Raw genomic sequence first — 22,208 nt, forward strand, 5'->3', positions numbered from 1 at the left:
ATACCGTTACTTTATTTCTAGGGTAGCGGTTTGCGAATGAGTATTCATATTAATGCTAAATCAGGTGAGATTGCCGAATCTATCCTATTGCCAGGTGATCCTTTACGTGCGAAATATATCGCAGAAACATTTCTGCAGGATGTGCACTGTTATAATGAGGTCAGAGGCATGCTCGGTTTCACGGGCGTGTACAAAGGAAAAAGAATCTCCGTTCAAGGGACTGGCATGGGTGTGCCCTCTATTTCCATCTATGTCACGGAATTGCTTCGCGAGTATGGAGCCAAGCAACTGATTCGTGTAGGTACATGCGGGGGTATTCAGCAGGATGTTAAGGTTCGTGATGTGATCATCGCGATGACAGCAAGCACGGATTCGAGTGCCAACCAGCGTCTATTCCCAGGATTCAGCTTTGCTCCTAGTGCGGACTTTGATTTGCTGAGGAAAGCCTACCAAGCCAGCTTGGACAAACAATTATCGGTCAAAGTAGGGAATATCCTTACGGCTGACACTTTCTATAGAGAAAGCATGGAACCTGTCAAAAAATTGGCTGAATATGGCGTCCTTGCTGTTGAGATGGAGTCTTCGGCCTTATATACACTAGCTGCCAAGCATCAAGCTAAAGCCTTGTCCATCCTTACGGTAAGCGACCACTTGTTTAGTGGTGAAGCGGACACAACGGCGGAAGAACGTCAAACGACGTTTAACGACATGATCGTTGTCGCGCTTGAGACGGCTATTCAATAATTATACAAATCAAGCAAGCTGGCATCGGTATTTAACCGGTGTCAGCTTTTTTTAATTATTGTTTAAGTTCATATGTTTTGTAAAGACTAATCATATTTCTGGGATTAAACCGGGCGAAGCAAGCCGCGAGGCAGGGGTGTTTTCCTTTGCCCATCCTGCTTTTCAGCAGGAAATGATCGTTGAATCAGCTTGGAAAATGTGACAAGGGCCGTGTCCTGAAGACCTTTGGGCGTATTGACAAATACCGCATATTTCGTTAGCATCATGGTATTACGGACAATTGTCCGTAATATTGGCATACCTTTGCAGGTCATACAAGTCACGGATGAACCGCTAAGCATCGCGCGGTCACGGATAGACAAGAGAGAGACAGCGAAGGATGCTCTAATCGGATGGAGGGAACACATGTCTTCAGATAAATCATTAGCAGAAAAAGAAGCCCCGTTTTCAATGCGCAGCATTTTAGGACCATTGGTCGCCATTGTTGTTGGGATTTTCATGGTTATTTTGGACGGAACGGCCGTTAACGTTGCTCTTCCCAAGCTGCAGGAAGAATTTAAATTACTGAACTTGTCCTTGGTCCAATGGACCGTAATCGGATATGCACTGGCGCAAGCCGCGGTCATTCCGTTAGCGGGTTGGCTTTCCGACAGATTTGGCGCCAAGAAAATCTTTCTGATCTCCGTAGGTCTGTTCACGATTGGCTCGGGCCTATGTGCCTTGGCCAATACGGTTGAAATGTTGATTACATTCCGTATCATCCAGGGCTTAGGTGGCGGTGTTGTTGTGCCGATTGCCATGGCGTTCATTTATCGCCTTTCTCCACCGGGGAAAGTAGGGGCTGTTATGGGCATGATGGGGATTCCTATCTTGCTAGGTCCTGCGCTTGGACCTGTCGTTGCAGGCTGGTTAGTTGAATATCACAGCTGGCAGTGGATTTTCCTGATTAACCTTCCTATCGGTGTCATCGGGATTATCCTCGGAATTCGTACGCTGCCGAATATCCAAAGGCAGTCGGTTGCATCCTTGGATTTACTTGGCATGCTGTTAGGGCCTATCGCCTTCGCAGCTCTGGTATATGGTGTTTCCAGCGGTGGGATTGACCCGGTTACCGGGAAATCCACCTGGACATCTCCGGATACGCTGATCGGCTCTGGCGTAGGTATCGTGGCTCTTGTTCTATTCGTTATCGTGGAATTAAGACGCGATAATCCGCTGCTTGAGCTTCGGGTATTCCGCTCAGGCAATTTCACCAAAGGAATCATTGTGCAATGGATTTCACAGATCGCAATGTTCGGAACGATGTTCCTTGTTCCGCTGTATTTACAACAAGCGCATGGCTATAGCCCGCTCAAAACCGGACTAATCATGCTGCCGCAAGCACTGGCATCCGGTTTGTTTATGCCAATCGGCGGCAAATTGTCAGATCGCTTCGGAGCACGTCCGCTCGTGTTGGCGGGTATGGCACTTACAACAATTTCTGCTTTATTGCTATCCAATATTTCTGGCAATTCAGGGGTAGGCACCGTTATGCTTCCGCTTGCTCTGCTAGGCGCGGGAATGGGACTGTTCATGATGCCGCTCAATAACCATTTGATCCAATCCGCACCGCAGAATTTGGTTGGACGTGTAACGTCGCTCACCAACGCAGCGCAGCAAGTAATGATGTCCTTCGCAATTGCAATCTTGATGACGATATTCACAACGAAAATGAAAAATGTCATGATCGAATCAGGCAAGCAAAAGCCGGATTTAGACTTGTATGCTTCTTCCTTTGGCTACACATTCTTAATTCTGCTCGGTATCGCGGTTGTTGGCGGTCTGCTCGGACTTATGCTTAAGAAGCCGAAGAGAGCGGAAGGCGACTCCAAGGATGGCGCAGAAATTCCAATTATGGTAGGTCATTAAATGCAAAGAGAAACCCGCATTATCCTTCATGGATGATGCGGGTTTTCTTTGCGTTTTGAGCGGGATATGGATTGGAGTAGATGGATTTGTGATTGAGCTGGATGTGTGGCTTGCTGTAGGTGGGATGTGATTGAGTTGGATGTAGGGCTTGTAGTAGATGGATTTGTGATGGAGTTGGATGTAGGGCTTGTAGTAGATGGGATGTGATTGAGCTGGATGTAGGGCTTGTAGTAGATGGATTTGTGATGGAGTTGGATGTAGGGCTTGCTGTAGATGGAGTGTGATGGAGTTGGATGTAGGGCTTGCTGTAGATGGGATGTGATTGAGCTGGATGTGTGGCTTTGTAGTAGATGGAGTGTGATGGAGTTGGATGTATGGCTTGTAGTAGATGGAGTGTGATGGAGTTGGATGTATGGCTTGCTGTAGATGGGATGTGATTGAGTTGGATGTGTGGCTTGGAGTAGATGGATTTGTGATTGAGCTGGATGTGTGGCTTGCTGTAGATGGAGTGTGATGGAGTTGGATGTGTGATTTGTAGTAGATGGAGTGTGTGATTGAGTTGGATGTATGGCTTGTAATAGATGGGATGTGATTGAGCTGGATGTGTGGCTTTGTAGCAGATGGAGTGTGTGATGGAGTTGGGTGTATGGCTTGTAGTAGATGGGATGTGATGGAGATGAAGACTGCCGGAGATAGATTCCGACTGTCGCAGTGCTGGTTGTGCTTTCTGGGCCCTGCTCAACTACGGTGCCGCGGCACATTGTGAGGTAACCTCATAAGCCATCTTAGTGTTGAAGCCGCTCCACTGGGGCAGAATTGGAAATTCCTGCTTCCATGCTTCCATTGATTGGGGGCGTATAGGTCCAACTGAGTCTTCTAAGTGGCAAAACCTGCAAAAGTGCAGGCTTTTTTAAGCAAATAGCCTCGAAAAGCGGAAATCCCTGCAAAAATGCAGGCTTTTTAAGCTTTCCCGTCCTAAAGTTAGAGAAAGGCTTCAAAAGCATGCATAATTGCAGGAATTCATTGTTAAAGACTATTCCAACAAGAAAAAAGATGCATAATCGCAGGCTTTCCGATAAGTATGTGGTTGGAAGTCGCTGAACGCCGCTGCAAGTTGTTGCACTGTCGTTGCAACCCGCCGCACTCACACACATCGCAGCACCTAGCTGCAACCCGGCGAACTCGCACACAACGCAGCACTTAGCCGCAACTCGCCGAACTCGCACACATCGCCGCACTTAGCTGCAACCCGGCGAACTCGCACACAACGCAGTACTTAGCCGCAACCCGCCGCATTCGCACACATCGCAGCACCTAGCTGCAACTCGCCGTACTTCGCAGCACTCCCCCAGATATCCGCCCCACTTTATACTTCCTCAATAGCCTCCCATTCCCAACCCAGGCGCCATTTGCCTGGGTTTTATCATCAATGGCATAGAGGATCAAAAAAGGTGTATGCCTCCGATCAAAGGATGCATGAGGTCGCAAAAAGTGGAGATTTCCAGAAAAGTCGCCGGTTGTTATGTTGGATTCAAGCCGAATCGCAGCAAGAGGCTGACAAACAGAAAGGAAGGTGTACGAAGTATGCTTGCACAACCAGCCGTAGATGCCCCAGTCGCCGATCGTGCCAAACAGAAGGCATCACGGAGATCGTTATGGAGAGATCTAAAGCGCAGACCGTTTCTCTATATGCTGCTCCTGCCGGTAATCGCTTACTTCATCATATTTAAGTATTTCCCTTTATATGGGGAGATCATTGCGTTTAAGGATTTTCGATTAGCTGACGGTATTTGGGGCAGCAAATGGGTGGGGCTGGACCAGTTCACCCGGCTGCTGCACAGCACCGAGCTGTTGAAGATTGTGCGCAACACACTTCTACTAAATCTATATGGACTGGTTTTTGGCTTTCCTGTGCCGATCGCACTCGCTATCATGCTGAACGAAATCCGCGTGGAATGGTACAAGCGAGTGGTGCAAAACCTCCTCTACTTGCCGCATTTTTTATCATGGATTATTCTCGGCACGATCGTTATCGGACTGCTTTCCCCGGGCAGCGGGTTTGTCAATTATGTACTGAAGGCGTTTGGGCTTGAACCGATCTATTTCATGGGAAACACCTTTTGGTGGCCCCTCGTTTATGTGTTCTCCGGCATATGGCGGGATGCAGGGTTTAGTACGATTCTTTATTTGGCGGCAATGTCGAGCATTGATCCACATCTGTATGAAGCGGCCCGCATGGACGGCGGCGGCAAGCTGCGGCAGATCTGGCATGTAACGCTTCCTGGCATCCGAAGCACGATCGCGCTCATGCTGGTTCTGCAGATGGGCCGGATGTTCGACGTGGGCTTCGAGCACATCTGGGCGCTGACCAATCCGATGGTGACCAGTGTTTCCGACGTGATGAGTACGTACATTTACAGACTTGGTCTCGTCAATCTGCAATACAGCTACACGACCGCGATAGGGCTGGTCCAATCCCTCGTCGGCTTGGTGCTCGTGCTTCTAGTGAATCGCGTTATTCGAGCGATGGGAGAGCGAGCGTTATGGTAGCGGAGCGTACGGCTGAAGGCAAATATAAATACCGAAAGGAGGGGCTGCGGATGGCCATTTGGAAAGAGCGCTTGCCCCGCGTACTGCTTTATTTCATTTTAGCGATATGCACGTTCTCGACGTTATTTCCGTTTCTGAATGTGCTGGCCGTTTCCCTTAGTTCGGGTGAGGCCATACGTGCCGGAAGTGTTTCGATTTGGCCCAAACAGTTCACATGGGATGCCTATCGCAACTTGATTGATGACGGACAACTGTTCATGGCGATGAAAAATACGGTTCTGATGACCGTTGTTGGTACCACGCTAAATATGCTGGTTACCATCATGGCCGCTTATCCGCTGTCCAAAATGGATCTGCGCGGACGGGGACTGGTGCTCGGCATGATTATTTTTACGATGTTGTTCAGCGGAGGGCTGATCCCGCAGTTTCTGCTCATTAAAAGCTTGGGGCTTATGAATACGTATTGGTCGCTTTGGCTGCCTGGTCTTCTCAGCACGTACAACTTTTTCGTCTTGAAGACCTTCTTCGAAGGGCTGCCGGGAGAGCTTGAGGAGTCAGCGGCCATCGATGGGGCGAAGGACTGGGTCGTCCTTGTGCGTATCGTTCTTCCACTGGCGCTTCCGGTTATCGCAGCTTTGACGCTTTTTTATGCGGTGGGGTGGTGGAATGCGTACTACAACGTGCTTATTTTTATTAAAAGCTCAACCCAAATGTCTTTGATGGTGAAGCTCTACCAAATGATCGACAACCTCGATCCCGCCCTGCTGGTCGGAGATTTGGCGAACACGAACAACGCGCTGCCTCCGGAAGGTGTTCGTGCGGGAGCGGCGATGCTGGCTTCGCTGCCGATTCTGATTATTTATCCGTTTCTGCAAAAGTATTTCGTGAAAGGCGTTTTGATGGGCTCTGTCAAAGGCTAGCTTGTTGAACGCAGATTGTCTTATTGCTATTCATAATGGCGCCAAACGCCTTGTGATATAATCAATCCATGTGGGAGGTCATTGTATGAAGAGAACAAAAAGATGGGTGTTAGGCTCCACGATTTTGGCCATGACGTTGGGAGCAGCTTTAACCGGCTGCGGTAAGACCGAGGAAGGAGCAAGCAGCAGTCCAGCTCCATCCGCGGCAGGCAAGGCGGAAGATAAATACGATAAGCTGCCGAAGGCTGTTAGCGTTGCGATGTACGACCGCGGCGCCGTTGCCGCAGAAGAAGGCTCCTACGAACAGAATCGCTGGACCAAATGGATTCAGGAGCAATCGGGCGTTCAGGTCAAATATGTGCCGGTTCCTCGCAACCAGGCGCAGGATAAGCTGAATACATTGATTGCCTCTGGTGAAGCGCCGGATTTAATCTGGGATTATGACCGCAATTATATCGGTACGCTTGTCTCACAGGGCGTCGTTCAACCGATTGATGATTACATCACGCAATACAGCACAGTCATTAAAAATTATATCAATGAAAATCCGGATTTGAAGCCGCTGATGACATTTGACGGCAAAATATATGGGATTACAACAAAGAGGCCATTGAATGGGATAGCCAATGGCGGCATGTGGATTCGTCAGGATTGGCTGGACAAGGTAGGCATGAAGGCGCCAACGACGGAGGAAGAGTTTTTTGCCGTGACTAAGGCCTTCAAAGAGAAGGGGTTGTCCGGGAATACGAACGCCCCTGTCGTATCGATGTATGTCTGGCCTAACGTAATCGCTGGCCTCTATGCGACACATAGCACGCAATGGTACCTCGAGGGCGGTAAAATGGTTAATTCGAGGCTCGTTGACCGCAATGTGGGTGCAATTAGCTTCGAACGCAAGCTATATGAGAACGGATACATTGATAAGGAATATATGACGGATAAAAATAGCCAGAAGATGATGGCGGACTGGGCGCAAGGCAAATCAGGCATCCTGATCGGCAGCGTTGGCAATGGCATTGACACCTATATGAAGGATCTGATGAAGAATTTCCCGGATGCGAATCCGGTGCCGTTACCGGCTTTCTCAACGAAGTACGGCAAGTTTGGCGCTTACCAAGAAACGCCAGCTAATATTTATGTCGCGTTCAATAAAGATATGAAAAATCCGAAGGCAGCGATCCAATATCTCGATTGGCTGCTGGATAAAGGCTGGTACACACTGGCAAATGGTATTGAGAACACGCATTTCAAATTAGTGAATGGCGTTCCTCAGGTGCTGGATGCGGACAAATATAAGAAGGAAGTTGCCTATGCCGGTGAGTATGCGATCTTAAGAAATGATGCGAAGACGTTCAAGCTGGAGGATTTGATGGTTAAAGCCGCACCGGATCCGCTTTCGCAGCGCTGGGCGAAGCTGAACGTTGAAGCGATGAAGACAGCGCTAAGCGTGCCGTTCCGTCGGGATATTCCGTTTTCCCCGAATTCGCCGGAAATCAGCAATGTGCTGGCAAGCATCGAGCTGAAGCTGGTCGAGATTCGCACAAGAGCGATCGTCAAAGGCGATATTACGCCAGAGCAAGCGCTTGAGATGATACGGAAAGAATACAAAAGCGCTGGCGGCGACAAGGCAGATCAAATTGCCCAAGAATGGTATGAAAAAAATAAAGCAAATTTCAAATAACTCACAGTAGAAATGAATGGGGCCTTATCGGTCCCGTTATTTCTGCGATTTTCGAGAACTCGAGGGGGCAGAGGCATGTTTTGGCGACAAAAGAGAAGCCGTTCGAAGCGCGCTATGTCGATCATTTTACTTTTTTTGAGCCTATGTATTGTTTCGACAGCAGGCCTGTCTTATTTCATCACGACCGATCATCTTCAGGCTGAAGTCGAGCGAACGAATATGTCGCTGCTCCACGAGGTTAATGATAAGCTGCTGTTGGTGCTGAAAGGGATCGACGCGGAAACGATGCAATTTCTGCGCAGCCGGGATATGCGGACGTTCATGGAGGATGATGCTGCGGATCAGCAGGATACCATCACGATCAACAACCGGATCGGAGATATGCTGCTGAGCAACGATACTATTTTTTCCATCGATTTGTACTCCTATGCGAAAAAGCGCTGGTCACAGACGAATCCGTTTCAAACGGCGGAGCCGGGCCTTGATTATCAATGGATTCGTGAGTTCGAAAGCTACAAAGGCTTTTATCAGTGGATCGGTACGCGAAAGGTGTCTATCGATGAGACGGGGAAGATTCGGCAGAACGTCATGACGCTCATTCGCTCCTATCCGCTGACACATGGGGAAGGATACCGGAAGGGCGCAGTTGCGTTCAATGTTGATGAGCGATCCATCTACAATCTGATCAAAAATGCGATTGATCCTTCGCTGGGCTACTTGTTTCTGGCAGATGAGCAAGGCACTGTGCTCAGTCATTCCGATAAATCGTTGATCGGCACGTCTGCTGGCGAGGTGCTTTGGTCCAATGAAATGACTAAGCGGGATGAAGGGCAGTTCCGTACGAAAATGAACGGGATCAACAGAACCGTCTTTTATATGAAAAGTCCGTATACAGGCTGGGAAATTGTAAGCGTGGTATCCGATTCTGAGCTTAGTAAGCCGCTGGTTCAGATACGGAACACAATGTTTGGCATTTCGATCATTCTCCTGCTGTTGGCAGGGGGCATGGCAGTTGTACTGAACAGCTGGATGTTCCGGCCTGTGAACCGGGTCCTCTCGAATGTGACGAAACAGCTGCAGGCGTATAGCGGCAATGAAAGAAGAAGCGAGTATGCGGCAGACGATGAATTCAGCGGCATCGAAGTATCCTTGTCGTACATACTAGAAGACAGCAATCGTATGTACAGGCAAATGCGTGAAACACAGCCAGTGATCAAATGGCGGCTGGTGATGGATGCGCTGATCGGCGCGCGCAAAAATCCGGGCGAGCTGCTGCCCAACCTTGAAGCAATCGGCTTTCCGCTGCACGCGGTGCAATATATCGCAATGGCTGCCGAGTTCGATGGAAAGTCCGGGATTGCGACTCCTGAGGATCTTCATTTATACAGCTACGCCCTCTGTAATGTGGCGGAGGAGATGATCAACACCGAGTACCGGGGAGTCGCCATTGAAGCGCGGGACGGTATGGTGGTTATTGTGATCAGCTTTGACGAAGATAACGGCGAGGCGAATCTGCTGCGGGCATTGGCGGTTGCCGAAATGATCAAGAGCTATGTGGAAGAACAGTTCAAACAGACGATCTCAATTGGGCTCGGCCGCATGACGCAAGATTTGGGCGCGCTGCAGCATTCCTATCACGATGCGATGTCGGCACTGTCGTACAAAATGATTCTCGGCGGCAATTCCATTATATCCAGCGAAGATATCCGGGAGCCGGCGAGCGGAGAGTTTATGCGCTTGCTTGGCATAACTGATGGGATCGTTGACTCGCTGCGGATGACCGATGGCGAGAAGATGACGAAGCAGACGGAGCGTTGGTTCGGCGAGATGGCTGGCAGCGGCGCTGCGCCTGATATGATTCGCCAGCTTGTGGTGCATTTTATGATGAAGGCAGCCAAAGCGGTAGGCGAGATTGATCCGTCGCTGCTCGAGGAGGCGCCGTCGCATCGATTATTCGATCTGTTGAGCCAATATGAAAGCATCCACGAGTTGTCGGATTACGTCATCGAGCAGCTTGGCCGCTATGCAGGACTAATTGAAGAGAGACGCAGCAATCGAGAGCGAAATGACGTTGTTGAGCGGATCACCGCTTTTATTGACGCCCATTATATGCACAGTGATCTGTCACTGAATTATTTGGCAAGCGAGTTCAAGCTAAGTGTGTCGCATGTGAGCCGCATATTCAAGGAGCAGACGGAAAGAAATTTCATCGATTATTTGATGGATATTCGCATGAGCAAGGCGAAGGAGCTGCTCGCTGGCAGCGATATGCTGATCCGAGATGTATCAGGGGTGGTCGGCTACACGAATGTCAACAGCTTTGTGCGAATTTTCAAGAAAAGCACGGGATTTACCCCAGGCGAATATCGGGAACGGGAGCGAGCGCTGCTCAGAGGAGCAGAGGGCGCTGCGGATACAGGCGATCCCACCGAATAATAAGGCAACAGGAGGTACGGATGATGCTAAAGCAAACATCATTTACAGATACAATCACAGGGCTGCCGATCGTCGCACTAGGCTCGGAAGCAGGCGATACGGGTCATCTTTATTTTACGGCGATGTCCTGGTTGTCGAACAGCCGGCATCTCATTGCGTATACGGACATGGATCGGGAGACGTGGAAGGGCAATATCGTGCGTTTTGATACGGAAACGGGTCATAGGCAGGTGCTGGAGGAAGGTCGGATTTGGGGAAGCGGGGCCGTTTCGAGCGATGATATCTTATATTTATTGGACAAGAATGAGCTATACGCAATTGATGCATGGAGCGGGCAGCGGCGTACGATTTGCAAGCTGGAAGAGCACTGCACGTTCTTTGGGCCCTTGTCGATAACGAACGACGGCAAGGTGCTTGGCGTGTATTGGAAGGAGGCGCTTCATCCGTCCGAGGGTGCTGAGTCTCAGGAAGCCGATTGGGTAATCGGCACGGTGAATTCGGTCAGCGGTGAGGTGCGCGAAGCAGCTCGTCCGCGGTTTAACGAGCCTTATCCGGTGGCGAATCATGCGATGATCAATCCGGCCGATTCGCAGCAGGTGTTCTTCTCGCATGAAGGCGCAACGGAGCAGATTCCGGATCGGCTATGGGTGGTTGATACGCGTACAGGAGACATGCGCAATCTCTTTTCGCAAAAAAGGGCGGAGAGCGGACTGCCTGTCGAGTATGTCGGCCACGAAATATGGGCGTTCGACGGGAGCGGGTTGTATTTCGTGAAGTATCCGCATAGTCCGGATCAGCCTACAGGCGTGTATTTTGTAGATCGGCAGGGCGAGCATAGCGAGTTCATTAACGGGGATTATCGGTATTGGCATGTTGGCATCAGTCCTGATGGCAAGTATGCGGTCGCGGATACACAGGAGCCAGGCATCTCCAAAATCGTGCTAATCAACACGGCTACGAAACAGTCTACCCTGTTATGCGAGCTGCCATGCCGTGGGATGCATCCTGGACATCCGCATCCGTCCTTTAGCCCGGACAGCCGGAAGATTGCCTTCACATTTTCGGATGCGCAGGATGTGCTTCAAGTCGGCATTATAGACGTAAGCAATCTAAAGTAGACCCTATAAAATTAGTTTAAACCACCTGATTCATTCCGGGTGGTTTATTTTCTATAGACGAATGTTCGAAATTAACTTATTATAATGTTATAAAACAACATTTAAGGTTATTAACGAACTTAACTTTCGTTGTGAAATAACAATTATTTTAAGGAGTGACTTTCATTGGCGCTAAAACCAAGATTAAACCGAATGTTTAGTGAGCAGGGGAAATGCTTTGATGTGGCTGTGGATCATGGTTTTTTTAATGAGTTTGGTTTTCTAGCTGGAATTGAGAATATGAAGCAAGCGATCACAACGATTGTAGAAGCAGGACCCGATTGCATACAACTAAGCGTTGGGCAGGCTGGACATCTCCAATCCATCCCGGGCAGCCAGAAACCCGGACTCGTACTTCGTACAGATGCAGCTAATATTTATGGAAGCGAGCTGCCGCGATTCTTGTTTAGTGAGCTTATCGATAAGGCGATTGAGCAAGCTGTCCGACTGGACGCTGTGTCGGTCTGTGTCAATTTGCTGCTGCTGCCGAATCAGCCGGAGCTGCATTATCAATGTGTTCGTAATGTTTCCGTTTTAAAAACAGAATGTGAAAAGTACGGCATGCCCCTTATGGTAGAACCTTTGGTTATGCTGGCGAATGAAGTCAAAGGCGGCTACATGGTAGATGGCGATATCCACAAAATTTTACCCCTCGTACGCCAAGCCGTGGAATTGGGCGCGGATGTCATTAAAGCCGATCCTTGTGACCATGTAGACGAATATCACCGGGTTATTGAAGTAGCTTCCGGAATCCCAGTACTTGTGCGCGGCGGCGGAAGAGCAAGCGATGAAGAAATTATGACTCGTACCGCAGCCTTGATGGAGCAAGGCGCTTCTGGCATCGTCTATGGCCGTAATGTCATCCAGCATCCGAATCCAGCCGGCATGACCAAAGCCTTGATGTCCATTGTTCACCACGGCAATTCCGCAGAGCAGGCTCTTGCTATTTTAACTTCATAACATCCCAAAGGAGGTTACGCTAACATGTCCAAAAAAATCATTCGTTTTGGTGTTATTGGCTGCGGCTTAATGGGGAAAGAGTTCGCTAGCGCGGCAGCCCGCTGGTGTCATCTGACCCATGTTGATTTTGAACCAAAGATTGTGGCCGTATGCGATGCGAATGCCGCTGCTACGCAGTGGTTCCAGGATAACATTGCAAGCGTAGAAGCGGCGTACACAGACTATAAGGAGCTTCTTGCTAATCCTTCTGTTGATGCCATTTATTGCGCTGTTCCGCACAATCTGCATGCGCAAATCTACATCGACATTATTGAAGCAGGCAAGCATTTGCTGGGCGAAAAGCCTTTTGGCATTGATCAGGCAGCCAACCGGCTCATCTCAGAAGCCATTATCAAACATCCTAACGTTATCGTTCGTTGTTCCTCTGAATTTCCTTTTTATCCGGGAGCTCAGCAAATCTTTCAATGGGTGCAAGACAATAAATTCGGTACAATTATTGAAGTCGAAGCGGGCTTCTGGCATTCCAGCGATCTCGATCCGACCAAAGTGATTAACTGGAAAAGGCGAATCGCGACGAATGGCGAATATGGATGCATGGGGGATTTGGGGATGCACGTTCTGCACCTGCCTATGCGGTATGGCTGGAAGCCGAAGTCAGTAAGGGCCTTATTGTCCAAAATCGTACCCGAAAGACCGGATGGAAAGGGAAATATGGTTCCTTGTGAGACGTGGGACAATGCGATTCTTGCCTGTGACGTTGAACTGGAAGACCAACAGTTTCCGATGATTCTATCAACGAAACGGATTGCTCCAGGCAACGCGAATACGTGGTTTATCCGGATTACAGGTACGGAGTTCTCGGCAGAATTTACGACCAAAAATCCTAAACAAGTAGCTTCCTTGCCTTATACACCAGGCGGAAATCAAGCATGGCATGTCGAAGACGCACCATATAAATCAGCGTACGGCACGATTACAGGAGGTATCTTTGAATTCGGCTTCTCGGATTCGATTCTCCAAATGTGGGCAGCTTTCTGTGATGAACTGGCGCATGGCAGCGATACGCAGCAGCCTTTCTACTGTGCAACGCCAGAAGAAGCAGCAGGAAGCCATAAGGTTTTTACAGCCGCATTGGAATCGAACCGGACAGGGCAGACGATACCGATCAACTGGAGGGATTAGCTTTGAGTCAGAACGAAGCGGAAGTGATCATTGCTGGGCATATCTGCTTGGATATCATACCGACTATTTATGAGAAGCAATCAGGTATGGGGGCTTTACTCGTTCCAGGTAAACTTGTAGAGATTGGTCCTGCTGTCATTGCAACGGGAGGGGCAGTTTCCAACACAGGAATTGCCCTTCACAAGCTGGGAAGCAAGGTAAATCTAATGGGCAAAATCGGAAAGGATCAGTTTGGTGAAGCTATTCTGACCATCTTGAGACAGCATAGCGCGGCATTAGTTGATGGCATGATTGTGTCTCCTAACGAGATCAGCTCTTATTCCATTGTGATTAGTCCTCCGCATATAGACCGGACCTTCTTGCATGCAACAGGTGCCAACGATACCTACTCGGCGGAAGATCTTAGTTCTGAACAGCTCAAAGGCTCGCGCTTGTTTCATTTTGGATACCCGCCTTTAATGCGCAAAATGTATGAAAACGATGGTCATGAAATGGCTTTGTTGCTTAAAAAGGTGAAGGACAACGGGCTGACCGTATCGCTTGATTTAGCTAAGCCTGATCCCGAGTCCGACGCAGGCAAGGCGGATTGGCGCGCGATTTTGGCCAAAGCACTTCCGTATGTCGATGTGTTTCTGCCTAGCTTTGAAGAAATTTTTTATATGCTGCATCGCGAAACTTACGATGAATTGCTGCAAGCGGCTCCCGCTGGGGATCTCTTGCCCTTGGCGAGCGGAGCCCTTCTTTCTGAAATTTCGCAAGAACTGCTGGAAATGGGCGCTGCAATCGTTGGACTCAAATTAGGAGAGCATGGCTTGTATGTGCGCACCACCTCTGACCAAAGTCGACTTTTGGCAATGGGACTATGCGCGCCGGCGCAAGATCACCTCGTAAATTGGGCGAATAGCGAGCTGATAACTTCCACCTATAAGGTAGATGTCGCGGGAACTACGGGCGCTGGTGATTGTACGATTGCGGGATTTCTGCTTGGCCTTATGAGGGGCTTAACATTAGAAGCGACCCTTCATACGGCTGTTGGTGTCGGTGCGTGCAATGTAGAACGAGCAGATGCAACAAGCGGCATTCCAGACGGATCGGAAGTGTGGCGCCGAATCAGCGGCGGTTGGGCCAAACGTGAAATGAAGCTTAATTTGCCTAATTGGGTCCTGCATGAGGATGGCTTATGGATCGGGCCCCATCACAAATCTGTGGTGAGACGCTGAAAGAGAACTTAAGGTTGAACCTCAAGGGAGTTATAGCGATAATAGAGTCATTGAAGATAACTAACGGGGGCTCTAGATGACACATAACCAAACCATTAACCAACGTCAGCAGCAAATTTTGGATCGAATGGCTTTAGACGGCGAAGTTAAAATAGCGGAATTGAAAGATAAATTTGAAGTTACCGAAATGACGCTGCGCCGGGATCTAGAAAAGCTTGAATTCATGGGACTGCTTAGGCGTACATTCGGCGGCGCCATTCTCGTAGGCAAGGATATTGCGCTGCAGGATCGTACGGGCTTAATGAGGGAGGAGAAGATGAGAATTGGCTTGCAAGCTGCTCAGCTTGTCGCCACTGGTGATTCGATTTTTCTGGATGGAGGTTCAACAACGCTGCAGGTAGCCAGATATTTGAAGCCGGAACTGAACATTACCGTTGTTACGAATGCCCTAAATATTGCTGCTGAGCTTCAGGGAAAGCAAATTTCTACCATCGTAGTTGGTGGCATGCTTTTGGATAAAACGTCAACGTTGGTCGGTCCTATTGCAGCCGGTTCCATCGCTAAAATGGCGTTTGACCGTGTGTTTATCGGTACCACTGGCGTATCAGTCAAGCATGGTTTCAGCAATTCCAATATGCATGAAGCAGAAATCAAACAGCTTGTCATCGAGCAAGCTTCCGAAGTGAATATTGTTATGGATCATACGAAATATAACATGAGAGATTTATTTTCCTTCGCGTCGCTGGATGGTGTGGATCGTATAATCTCAAATCGCCGCCCTGATCAGGAATTGGAGGAGGCTTTGAAGGAAGCTTCTGTGGAAATCGTAGCAAGCGGTTGAATAGGTATATCACATTTCGGCGGTTCCGAAAAGAATATGAAACCCTCTCCATTCTAGCAAAGCTAGATTACTTATTAGTGGGAGGGTTTTTTCTATTCTTGTTTAATGGTTAAGTCAACTTAGTTGACATGATATAATTTTTCAATTGTCTTATATTTGGTGAATCTTAACGGAGAAAGCGCTACCTGTTAGTTTACTTAACAAAATAATGAAAAAACGTTTGACAATAGGCAGGTGAGTTGTTAATATTTAATTATTAACATCACTGGAATAAATAAAAAGGAAAACAGATTATTATTCTCATTTTTACTGGTATTACTCTTTTTTTATTACATTTTTTCGATAATTAATAACATGCATGGATTAATTACCCCGCAACAACATTAGACCAAGAAATTAAACGCAAAAGAGGGGAAGACGAATGGATCAAACATTAGTTGAAGAGTATCGTGGAGGTGCGTTGGAATGCGTGCATAGCGGGCATATATGCGGAGTCTCCATCTCGGGTGCAGTTAAGTACGCAGTTGGGGATGTGGAATCAGTAACCTATTTAAGGTCATCCGGCAAACCATTTCAAGCAATTCCTGTCATTAGACACGGCGCGGATAGAAAGTTTGGGCTTTCTGATAAAGAAACGGCTATTATGATCGGTTCCCATCGTGCGGAGTCCTTCCATGTTGAAGCTTTGGAATCCATGCTTGCCAAAATTGGGGTGGGAGAAGAAGCGCTTGTCTGTCATCCCACGTACCCCTTAAGCGTGCCTGCCTCAGAAGCCATGCTTAGGGCGCAGAAGCCCAAACGTTCGATTTATCATAATTGTTCTGGCAAACATCTTGGCATCCTTGCTTTGTGCAAAACAATGGGATATAAGGCGGAAGGCTACTTTGAACCTGAACATCCTGCTCAAATCGAGATCGTAGACACACTCGCTTACTTATCAGAATGTCCTAGAGAACAGATCCACATAGGTACGGATGGTTGCGGTTTTCCAGTGTTCGCCATTCCTCTCAAGCATTTGGCGACTGCCTTTCTGAAGCTGGCTTGTCCAGAGGTGATTGAAAATCTTGAGATTCGATCCGCCGTCATCCGAATAACCACTCTTATGAACGAGCATTATGAGATGATTGCCGGCTCAGAGCGAATTTGCTCCAGTTTACTTATGGATCCCAATATTGTCGCTAAGGGTGGAGCTAAAGGCGTATACTGCTTTGGCTTGAAAAAAGAAAAGCTAGGTTTCGCGCTTAAAGTAATGGATGGTTCTGAGGATGAATGGCCCATCATTACGGCATCTATTCTTGAGCAGATTGGCTATAGCAACCAAGAGACGATTGATCGAATGTATCAACTTACGCCAACGGACATGATTAACGATAATCAGAAAATTATTGGAACGAACAAAGCCATGTTTACTTTAGAAACTAGATTTTAACATAGATTAAATTATAGGAGGGGTTATAAAATGAAGAAAAAAGCTACGATTCTAGCCTTATGTACCAGTCTTGTACTTACTTTTGCACTAGCAGGCTGCTCTACGAATAGCGGGCAGAATGAAGCGGCCAAAGCCACTGGAGCCACAGGCGCCAAAGAAACGACAGGCAAGAAAGCGAAAATCTCGTACCTTGATCCGCTTCCAAGCCAGGAAAGAACTGCGCTTATGCAGGGACTTTTGAAGAAATTTCAAGAGAAAAACCCGAATATCGAAGTTGAGTATACGTCTGTTCCTTGGGATGACGCGAACAAGAAATGGATGACTATGGGTGCTGCTGGCATTCTTCCTGACGTATTGAGTATTGATGATACTTCCTTGGTAGCGATGGCTTCAGCTGGTTATATCGAGAACCTGCAGCCCTTTTATGACAAATGGGATCAATTAAATAATTTGACCGAAGCCACGAAGCAAGCGAGAAACAAATTCAAAGGCAATGTCTATGCGATTCCGGATGGATTCTTGCTGCAGGGCTTATTTATAAGAAGCGATTGGTTCAAAGAACTGAATATGCCTGAGACTATCGCGACATGGGATGATTACTTTAATTTAGCACAAAAATTCACAGACTCGGCGAAAAACAGATACGGTATTTCTTTCAGGGGAGGCGCCAATGGCGTTATTCGCGCAATGGAATATGTGATGGCGGCGGTCCATTCTGACAGTTGGTTTGATAAGGATGGCAAATCGATTTTGTATAAACCTGAAGGCGCTGCGGCCTTTAAGAAGTTCTATGATGTTTACTTAAACGGAAATGCTCCCAAAGAGTCTGTTAACTGGGGCTTCAATGAGATGGTGCAAGGGTTCTTGAACGGTCAAACCGCTATTTTAAATCAAACGCCAGAGGTTATTACGACAGCTCAGAAAAATATGAAAGAAGGCACTTGGAATGTGGTTCCAATGCCCAAAGCAGATGACGGCAAACGTTATATTTTCTGGGGTTACACAGCGGCATATGCCATGTCCTCCAAATCGCAAAATAAAGACGCTTCTTGGAAGCTAATCGAATTCTTAAGTTCTCCGGAGAACAATCTGGAGTACAGTATCAAAAATTCTACGATTCCGATTTACAAAGATAATCTGAAGGATCCGTTCTTCAACAAAGGTCCTATTGCAGGGTACGCAGGTTCCATGGCGGATTCCAACATTGTGTTTGCAGGCCCGCCAAGCCATTTGACGAAGCTGGGTCAATTCACGGGAACGTTCGCCGTGGAAGAAACGCAGAAATATTTGACAAAAGCGCAATCGCTCGAGGATACCGTTAAGCATCTGGCGGATTTCCTAACGAAAGAACAACAGGCTTATATGAAGGAAAATCCTTAGAAGGAATAAAGACAACCGGGGATGCGGAAAAGTCCTCGGTTGTCTATTCTGAAGTATTGAGAAGGCGGGGAGAGAAAGCATGCTAAAAGCAATTCGATGGAAATCATATGAGCCCTATTTATTAATCGCTCCTGCTGTTTTGATTATACTAGCTTTTTTTGCTTATCCGTTACTATCAGGACTTAAGCTTGCTTTTATGCATTATGTCTTATTTGAGCCGGGCAATATTCACTTTTCAGGCTTTGAAAATTTCAAATCATTGCTGGAAGACAAGAATCTCCCTCAAATATTAGGGAATTCCGTACTTTGGGTCGTCCTAACGGTAGGTTTGCAATTCGTCCTTGGATTCATTTTGGCACTAGCGCTAAATAAACAGTTTAAAGGGAAAAACATCTACCAATCTATTGTTTTTTTGCCTTGGGCTGTGTCTGCTTTTTTAATCGGGATGATTTTCAAGTGGTTGTTTAATGAACAGAATGGGCTTATTAACTACTTATTGGTGAAATTCGGAATTCTGGAAAAAGGCATCCCCTTTTTGGCTATTCCACATGTCTCTATTTTCCCAGTCATCGCTGCAATGGTATGGTATGGAGTGCCTTTTTTCGGAATTATGATTCTTGCTGCTCTACAAAACGTTCCTAAAGATATCTATGAATCTGCGGATATCGACGGGGCAGGCCGAATGACCAAACTGTTTCGAGTTACGATTCCTTATATCAAACCGACGATTATTATTACCTTGCTGCTCCGAGTGATTTGGGTATTCAATTCCGCCGATTTGATCTACATCATGACCAATGGGGGGCCAGCGAATACTTCTCATAACTTGCCTTCCTATATATTTAATAAAATCTTCTATACGACTGACTACGGGCAAGCCTCCGCTTTGGGAATTATGATGCTGGCGATCCTTATTCTTTATACGTTAATTTTCTTGAAAACGACTAAATATGATGATGCAGGTGATTTCTAATGGTCTCCTATGTTCGTAATGCAACCCCGACAGTTTCTCGAGTTATTGCGTTAACATTGTTTCTAATTGGTGCTTTGTTTCCTTTTTATTGGATGTTAGTCACTTCTCTCAAGGATAGACAGGAAATTTATAGCGGGAAGCTAACGCTGTGGCCGCAAAATCTAACTTTTGCGAACTATATGGATACTTTCCAGAATTCCAGCTTTCCGCACTATTTTATGAACAGTTTTATCGTTAGTATGAGCAGTTCAATCCTGGTGTTGTTTGTGTCTATTCTAGGCGGTTATAGTATGGCTAGATATTCATTTCGAGGCAAAAAGGTATTTCTTATTTCTTTTTTGGCAACTCAAATGATTCCAGTAATGGTCATTCTAGTCCCGCTTTTCATTTCATTCAGCCAGTTGCACTTGTTAAATAAGCTGCCTTCGTTGATTATTACTTATACGGCCATGAACATTCCTTTTTGTTTACTGACGATGTCCAGTTTCTTTCAGAGAATTCCTGTATCACTCGAGGAAGCGGCTCTTATTGACGGGTGCAACAAGTTTCAAACGATGATTCGAATTATTTTGCCCATTATGCGGCCGGGAATTGTTGCTACGCTTGTATTCGCATTTACGGGCGCGTGGAATGATTTGTTTTTCGGGGTTATGTTTACGAATAGCGAAAGCACCAAAACAGTCCCTGTAGGACTAAGCAGTTTTGTGCAAAAATTTGATATCAACTGGGGGCAAATGAGCGCAGCGGGTATTTTATCTTTGATTCCAGTTGTGATTATGTTCGCGTTTGCCCAAAAATACATCGTATCAGGTCTTACTGAGGGTGCAGTCAAAGGATAACGACTTCAATGAGGAGGAGAGAGAATGATGTTGCTGGAAGTTATTGCAACTACAGTGAGGGATGCTGTATTGGCTGAACAGAGCGGTGCAGATCGTATCGAACTGATAACTGGCATTCTAGAGGGTGGGTTAACGCCTAGCTACGGATTAATTGACGAGGTTGTGCACAGCACGACCATTCCTGTTCAAGTGATGATTCGCCCGCATAGCCAATCTTTTTGCTATGACCAGCGAGATCTGAGCGTGATGATCAAAGATATACAGACAGTGAAACGGATTGGCGCCTATGGCATTGTACTTGGAGCGCTTACCTCGGAGCGTAGGATTGATCATGAGACGCTGCGCCGATTATTGGATGAGGCCGAAGGGTTATCTGTAACTTTTCATCGCGCATTTGACGAAGTAAGCAATCTAGAGAAGGCTCTAGAGGAACTACTGGCTTATAGCCAAATTGACCGTGTGCTCACCTCTGGAGGTAAGCCAAATGTGCTTGATGCACAAGAAGAAATAAGACAGCTTGTTAAGCAAACGGCCCCTTCTCACCTGCGGATTTTGGCCGGGAGTGGATTGACGGTAAGTGCAATTCCCGCTTTCCTTCAAGCAACAGGTGTTAAAGAGATTCATTTCGGCAGAGGGGTACGGATGAATAATAATCCGCTGGATGAGATCGATACGGGAAAAATTAAAAATATTAAGAATATTCGAATAGTTCGTGATGCAAATGGTTGACTGTGATGTACAGGATTGTTAACATTAAACTTATTAACATGGGTGGAATAAAGAAGAGGAATCCAAGTCAATGAAAAAAATTGAGAAGCATGACCAAGATGTTATCAGACTGCACAATAAGCAGATGATATTGGAAATTATTAAAAAGCGTCGGCCTATTTCCCGGGCGGAAATCACCAAAATCACGAAGTTGAGCCCTACATCCGTAGGGCGCATTGTGGGCGAACTATGTGAACAAGGCTTGGTGAGGGAAACCGCGTTAACCTCGGTTGGAGTTGGGCGCAAGGCCATTATGCTGGATATAGACCCTCAAGCAGTATTTACATTTGGGGTGGACATTGGTAAAAAGGTGATGAAGTTCGGCGTCATGGAATTCAGCGGCAAGCTGCTCCATGAAGAGCGGGTTGAGCATACCGCTTTGAAGGCAACCCCTGAAGCTACGGCTGCTTTAATCTCCGAAACGATTAACGTGATTATTGCGAATAAAAAACTCGATAAGTCGAGAATCATCGGCATCGGCATCGGCGTGCCTGGTGTGATCGACCATGATCGGGGAATCGTCCAATATTCCTCGACATTAGGTTGGAGAAATATCCCTTTCGCCCAGTTGATCCAGGACAAGCTGCATATTCCTACGGTCATTGACAATGACTTGAAAGTGAAAATTCTTGCTGAGTATTTACTAGGCTCCGCGCAAGGATCGAGAAAGACAGCATTGATTGAGTTGGGCACCGGAGTCGGCTCCTCTTTGATCATCGATGGCGACATTTTTCGCGGGGGTTCAAACAGTGCCGGGGAGTTAGGGCATACAACGCTGGATCCCAATGGCAATATGTGCGAATGCGGCAAAAGAGGCTGTCTGCAAACGTATATCGACGAGTCGGCTATTCTGCATGAAGCCAACCGAATCAAGGAGACTGCTGATATGCAGCAGTTGTTTGCAGCGGCACAAAACGAAGAGAATTGGGCTCAGGACATTATTTCCAGAACTTCGCTTTACATTGGCATAACCATTAACAATATCGTCTGCATGTACAATCCCGATGCCGTCATTTTGTGCGGTGATTTGGTAGAAAATTATAGTGAGATTGTGCCTTTGATCGAAGAACAGTGCGGTCAGGTGGTATGGGAGCCTTTTCGCGACACCTTTAAAATCCTGACTTCCGAATTGAAGAGCAAGTCGATCGTTGTAGGCGCAGCGATGTTAGTGATGAATAACTACGTAGATAAATCTTGATAAAATCCGAGCTGCCGATTTG

The 22,208-nt window shown here is 47.2% G+C and carries 17 protein-coding genes; all 17 read left to right on the plus strand.

Annotated features, from left to right (window positions below):
- Nucleotides 1–36 precede the first annotated feature (36 nt).
- The 17 genes from deoD (at nucleotide 37) to HQN90_RS14170 (ending at nucleotide 22,186) form a co-directional block, all read left to right on the plus strand.
- The gene (gene deoD, locus HQN90_RS14090; protein ID WP_173219452.1) at nucleotides 37–744 is read left to right on the plus strand and encodes a purine-nucleoside phosphorylase; all 708 of its coding nucleotides are present in this window, start codon (nucleotides 37–39) and stop codon (nucleotides 742–744) included.
- A gap of 405 nt (nucleotides 745–1,149) precedes the next feature.
- Nucleotides 1,150–2,652: an MDR family MFS transporter gene (locus HQN90_RS14095; RefSeq protein WP_173219455.1), complete on the plus strand. Its 1,503-nt coding sequence runs from the start codon at nucleotides 1,150–1,152 to the stop codon at nucleotides 2,650–2,652.
- 1,584 nt (nucleotides 2,653–4,236) lie between these two features.
- Nucleotides 4,237–5,202, plus strand: coding sequence for an ABC transporter permease (locus tag HQN90_RS14100; protein WP_173219458.1), 966 nt, complete (start codon nucleotides 4,237–4,239; stop codon nucleotides 5,200–5,202).
- A 50-nt stretch (nucleotides 5,203–5,252) separates the two neighbouring features.
- A complete protein-coding gene (locus HQN90_RS14105) occupies nucleotides 5,253–6,122 on the plus strand; it encodes a carbohydrate ABC transporter permease (RefSeq protein WP_173219461.1) in 870 nt (289 codons plus the stop codon).
- Between the two features lie 85 nt (nucleotides 6,123–6,207).
- Nucleotides 6,208–7,803 carry an extracellular solute-binding protein gene (locus tag HQN90_RS14110; RefSeq protein ID WP_173219476.1) on the plus strand — a complete coding sequence of 532 codons (1,596 nt, stop codon included), beginning with the start codon at nucleotides 6,208–6,210 and terminating at the stop codon, nucleotides 7,801–7,803.
- A gap of 75 nt (nucleotides 7,804–7,878) precedes the next feature.
- Entirely contained in the window at nucleotides 7,879–10,239 is a 2,361-nt protein-coding gene (locus HQN90_RS14115) for a helix-turn-helix domain-containing protein (RefSeq protein ID WP_173219480.1), read from the plus strand.
- Between the two features lie 20 nt (nucleotides 10,240–10,259).
- Nucleotides 10,260–11,357, plus strand: a complete 1,098-nt coding sequence (locus tag HQN90_RS14120) for a TolB family protein (protein WP_173219483.1) — start codon at nucleotides 10,260–10,262, stop codon at nucleotides 11,355–11,357.
- A gap of 165 nt (nucleotides 11,358–11,522) precedes the next feature.
- Nucleotides 11,523–12,356, plus strand: a complete 834-nt coding sequence (locus HQN90_RS14125; RefSeq protein WP_246362362.1) for a class I fructose-bisphosphate aldolase — start codon at nucleotides 11,523–11,525, stop codon at nucleotides 12,354–12,356.
- A 24-nt stretch (nucleotides 12,357–12,380) separates the two neighbouring features.
- Nucleotides 12,381–13,538: a Gfo/Idh/MocA family protein gene (locus HQN90_RS14130; protein ID WP_173219486.1), complete on the plus strand. Its 1,158-nt coding sequence runs from the start codon at nucleotides 12,381–12,383 to the stop codon at nucleotides 13,536–13,538.
- Between the two features lie 2 nt (nucleotides 13,539–13,540).
- On the plus strand, nucleotides 13,541–14,758 hold the full coding sequence (locus HQN90_RS14135) for a carbohydrate kinase family protein (RefSeq protein WP_173219489.1): 1,218 nt from the start codon (nucleotides 13,541–13,543) through the stop codon (nucleotides 14,756–14,758).
- Nucleotides 14,759–14,834: 76 nt separating this feature from the next.
- A complete protein-coding gene (locus HQN90_RS14140; protein WP_173219492.1) occupies nucleotides 14,835–15,599 on the plus strand; it encodes a DeoR/GlpR family DNA-binding transcription regulator in 765 nt (254 codons plus the stop codon).
- Between the two features lie 421 nt (nucleotides 15,600–16,020).
- Nucleotides 16,021–17,028, plus strand: coding sequence for an asparaginase (locus tag HQN90_RS14145; protein ID WP_173219495.1), 1,008 nt, complete (start codon nucleotides 16,021–16,023; stop codon nucleotides 17,026–17,028).
- 30 nt (nucleotides 17,029–17,058) lie between these two features.
- Nucleotides 17,059–18,408: an ABC transporter substrate-binding protein gene (locus tag HQN90_RS14150; protein ID WP_173219498.1), complete on the plus strand. Its 1,350-nt coding sequence runs from the start codon at nucleotides 17,059–17,061 to the stop codon at nucleotides 18,406–18,408.
- A gap of 79 nt (nucleotides 18,409–18,487) precedes the next feature.
- Nucleotides 18,488–19,381 carry a carbohydrate ABC transporter permease gene (locus tag HQN90_RS14155; RefSeq protein WP_173219501.1) on the plus strand — a complete coding sequence of 298 codons (894 nt, stop codon included), beginning with the start codon at nucleotides 18,488–18,490 and terminating at the stop codon, nucleotides 19,379–19,381.
- Nucleotides 19,381–20,220 carry a carbohydrate ABC transporter permease gene (locus HQN90_RS14160; protein WP_173219504.1) on the plus strand — a complete coding sequence of 280 codons (840 nt, stop codon included), beginning with the start codon at nucleotides 19,381–19,383 and terminating at the stop codon, nucleotides 20,218–20,220. The genes HQN90_RS14155 and HQN90_RS14160 overlap by 1 nt, the downstream gene beginning before the upstream one ends.
- A 24-nt stretch (nucleotides 20,221–20,244) precedes the next feature.
- Nucleotides 20,245–20,949, plus strand: a complete 705-nt coding sequence (locus tag HQN90_RS14165; RefSeq protein WP_338042318.1) for a copper homeostasis protein CutC — start codon at nucleotides 20,245–20,247, stop codon at nucleotides 20,947–20,949.
- Between the two features lie 70 nt (nucleotides 20,950–21,019).
- On the plus strand, nucleotides 21,020–22,186 hold the full coding sequence (locus tag HQN90_RS14170; protein ID WP_173219507.1) for an ROK family transcriptional regulator: 1,167 nt from the start codon (nucleotides 21,020–21,022) through the stop codon (nucleotides 22,184–22,186).
- The last annotated feature ends 22 nt before the right edge of the window (nucleotides 22,187–22,208 follow it).

This window comes from Paenibacillus alba (assembly GCF_013204855.1).
In the GTDB taxonomy this organism is placed as follows: domain Bacteria; phylum Bacillota; class Bacilli; order Paenibacillales; family NBRC-103111; genus Paenibacillus_E; species Paenibacillus_E alba.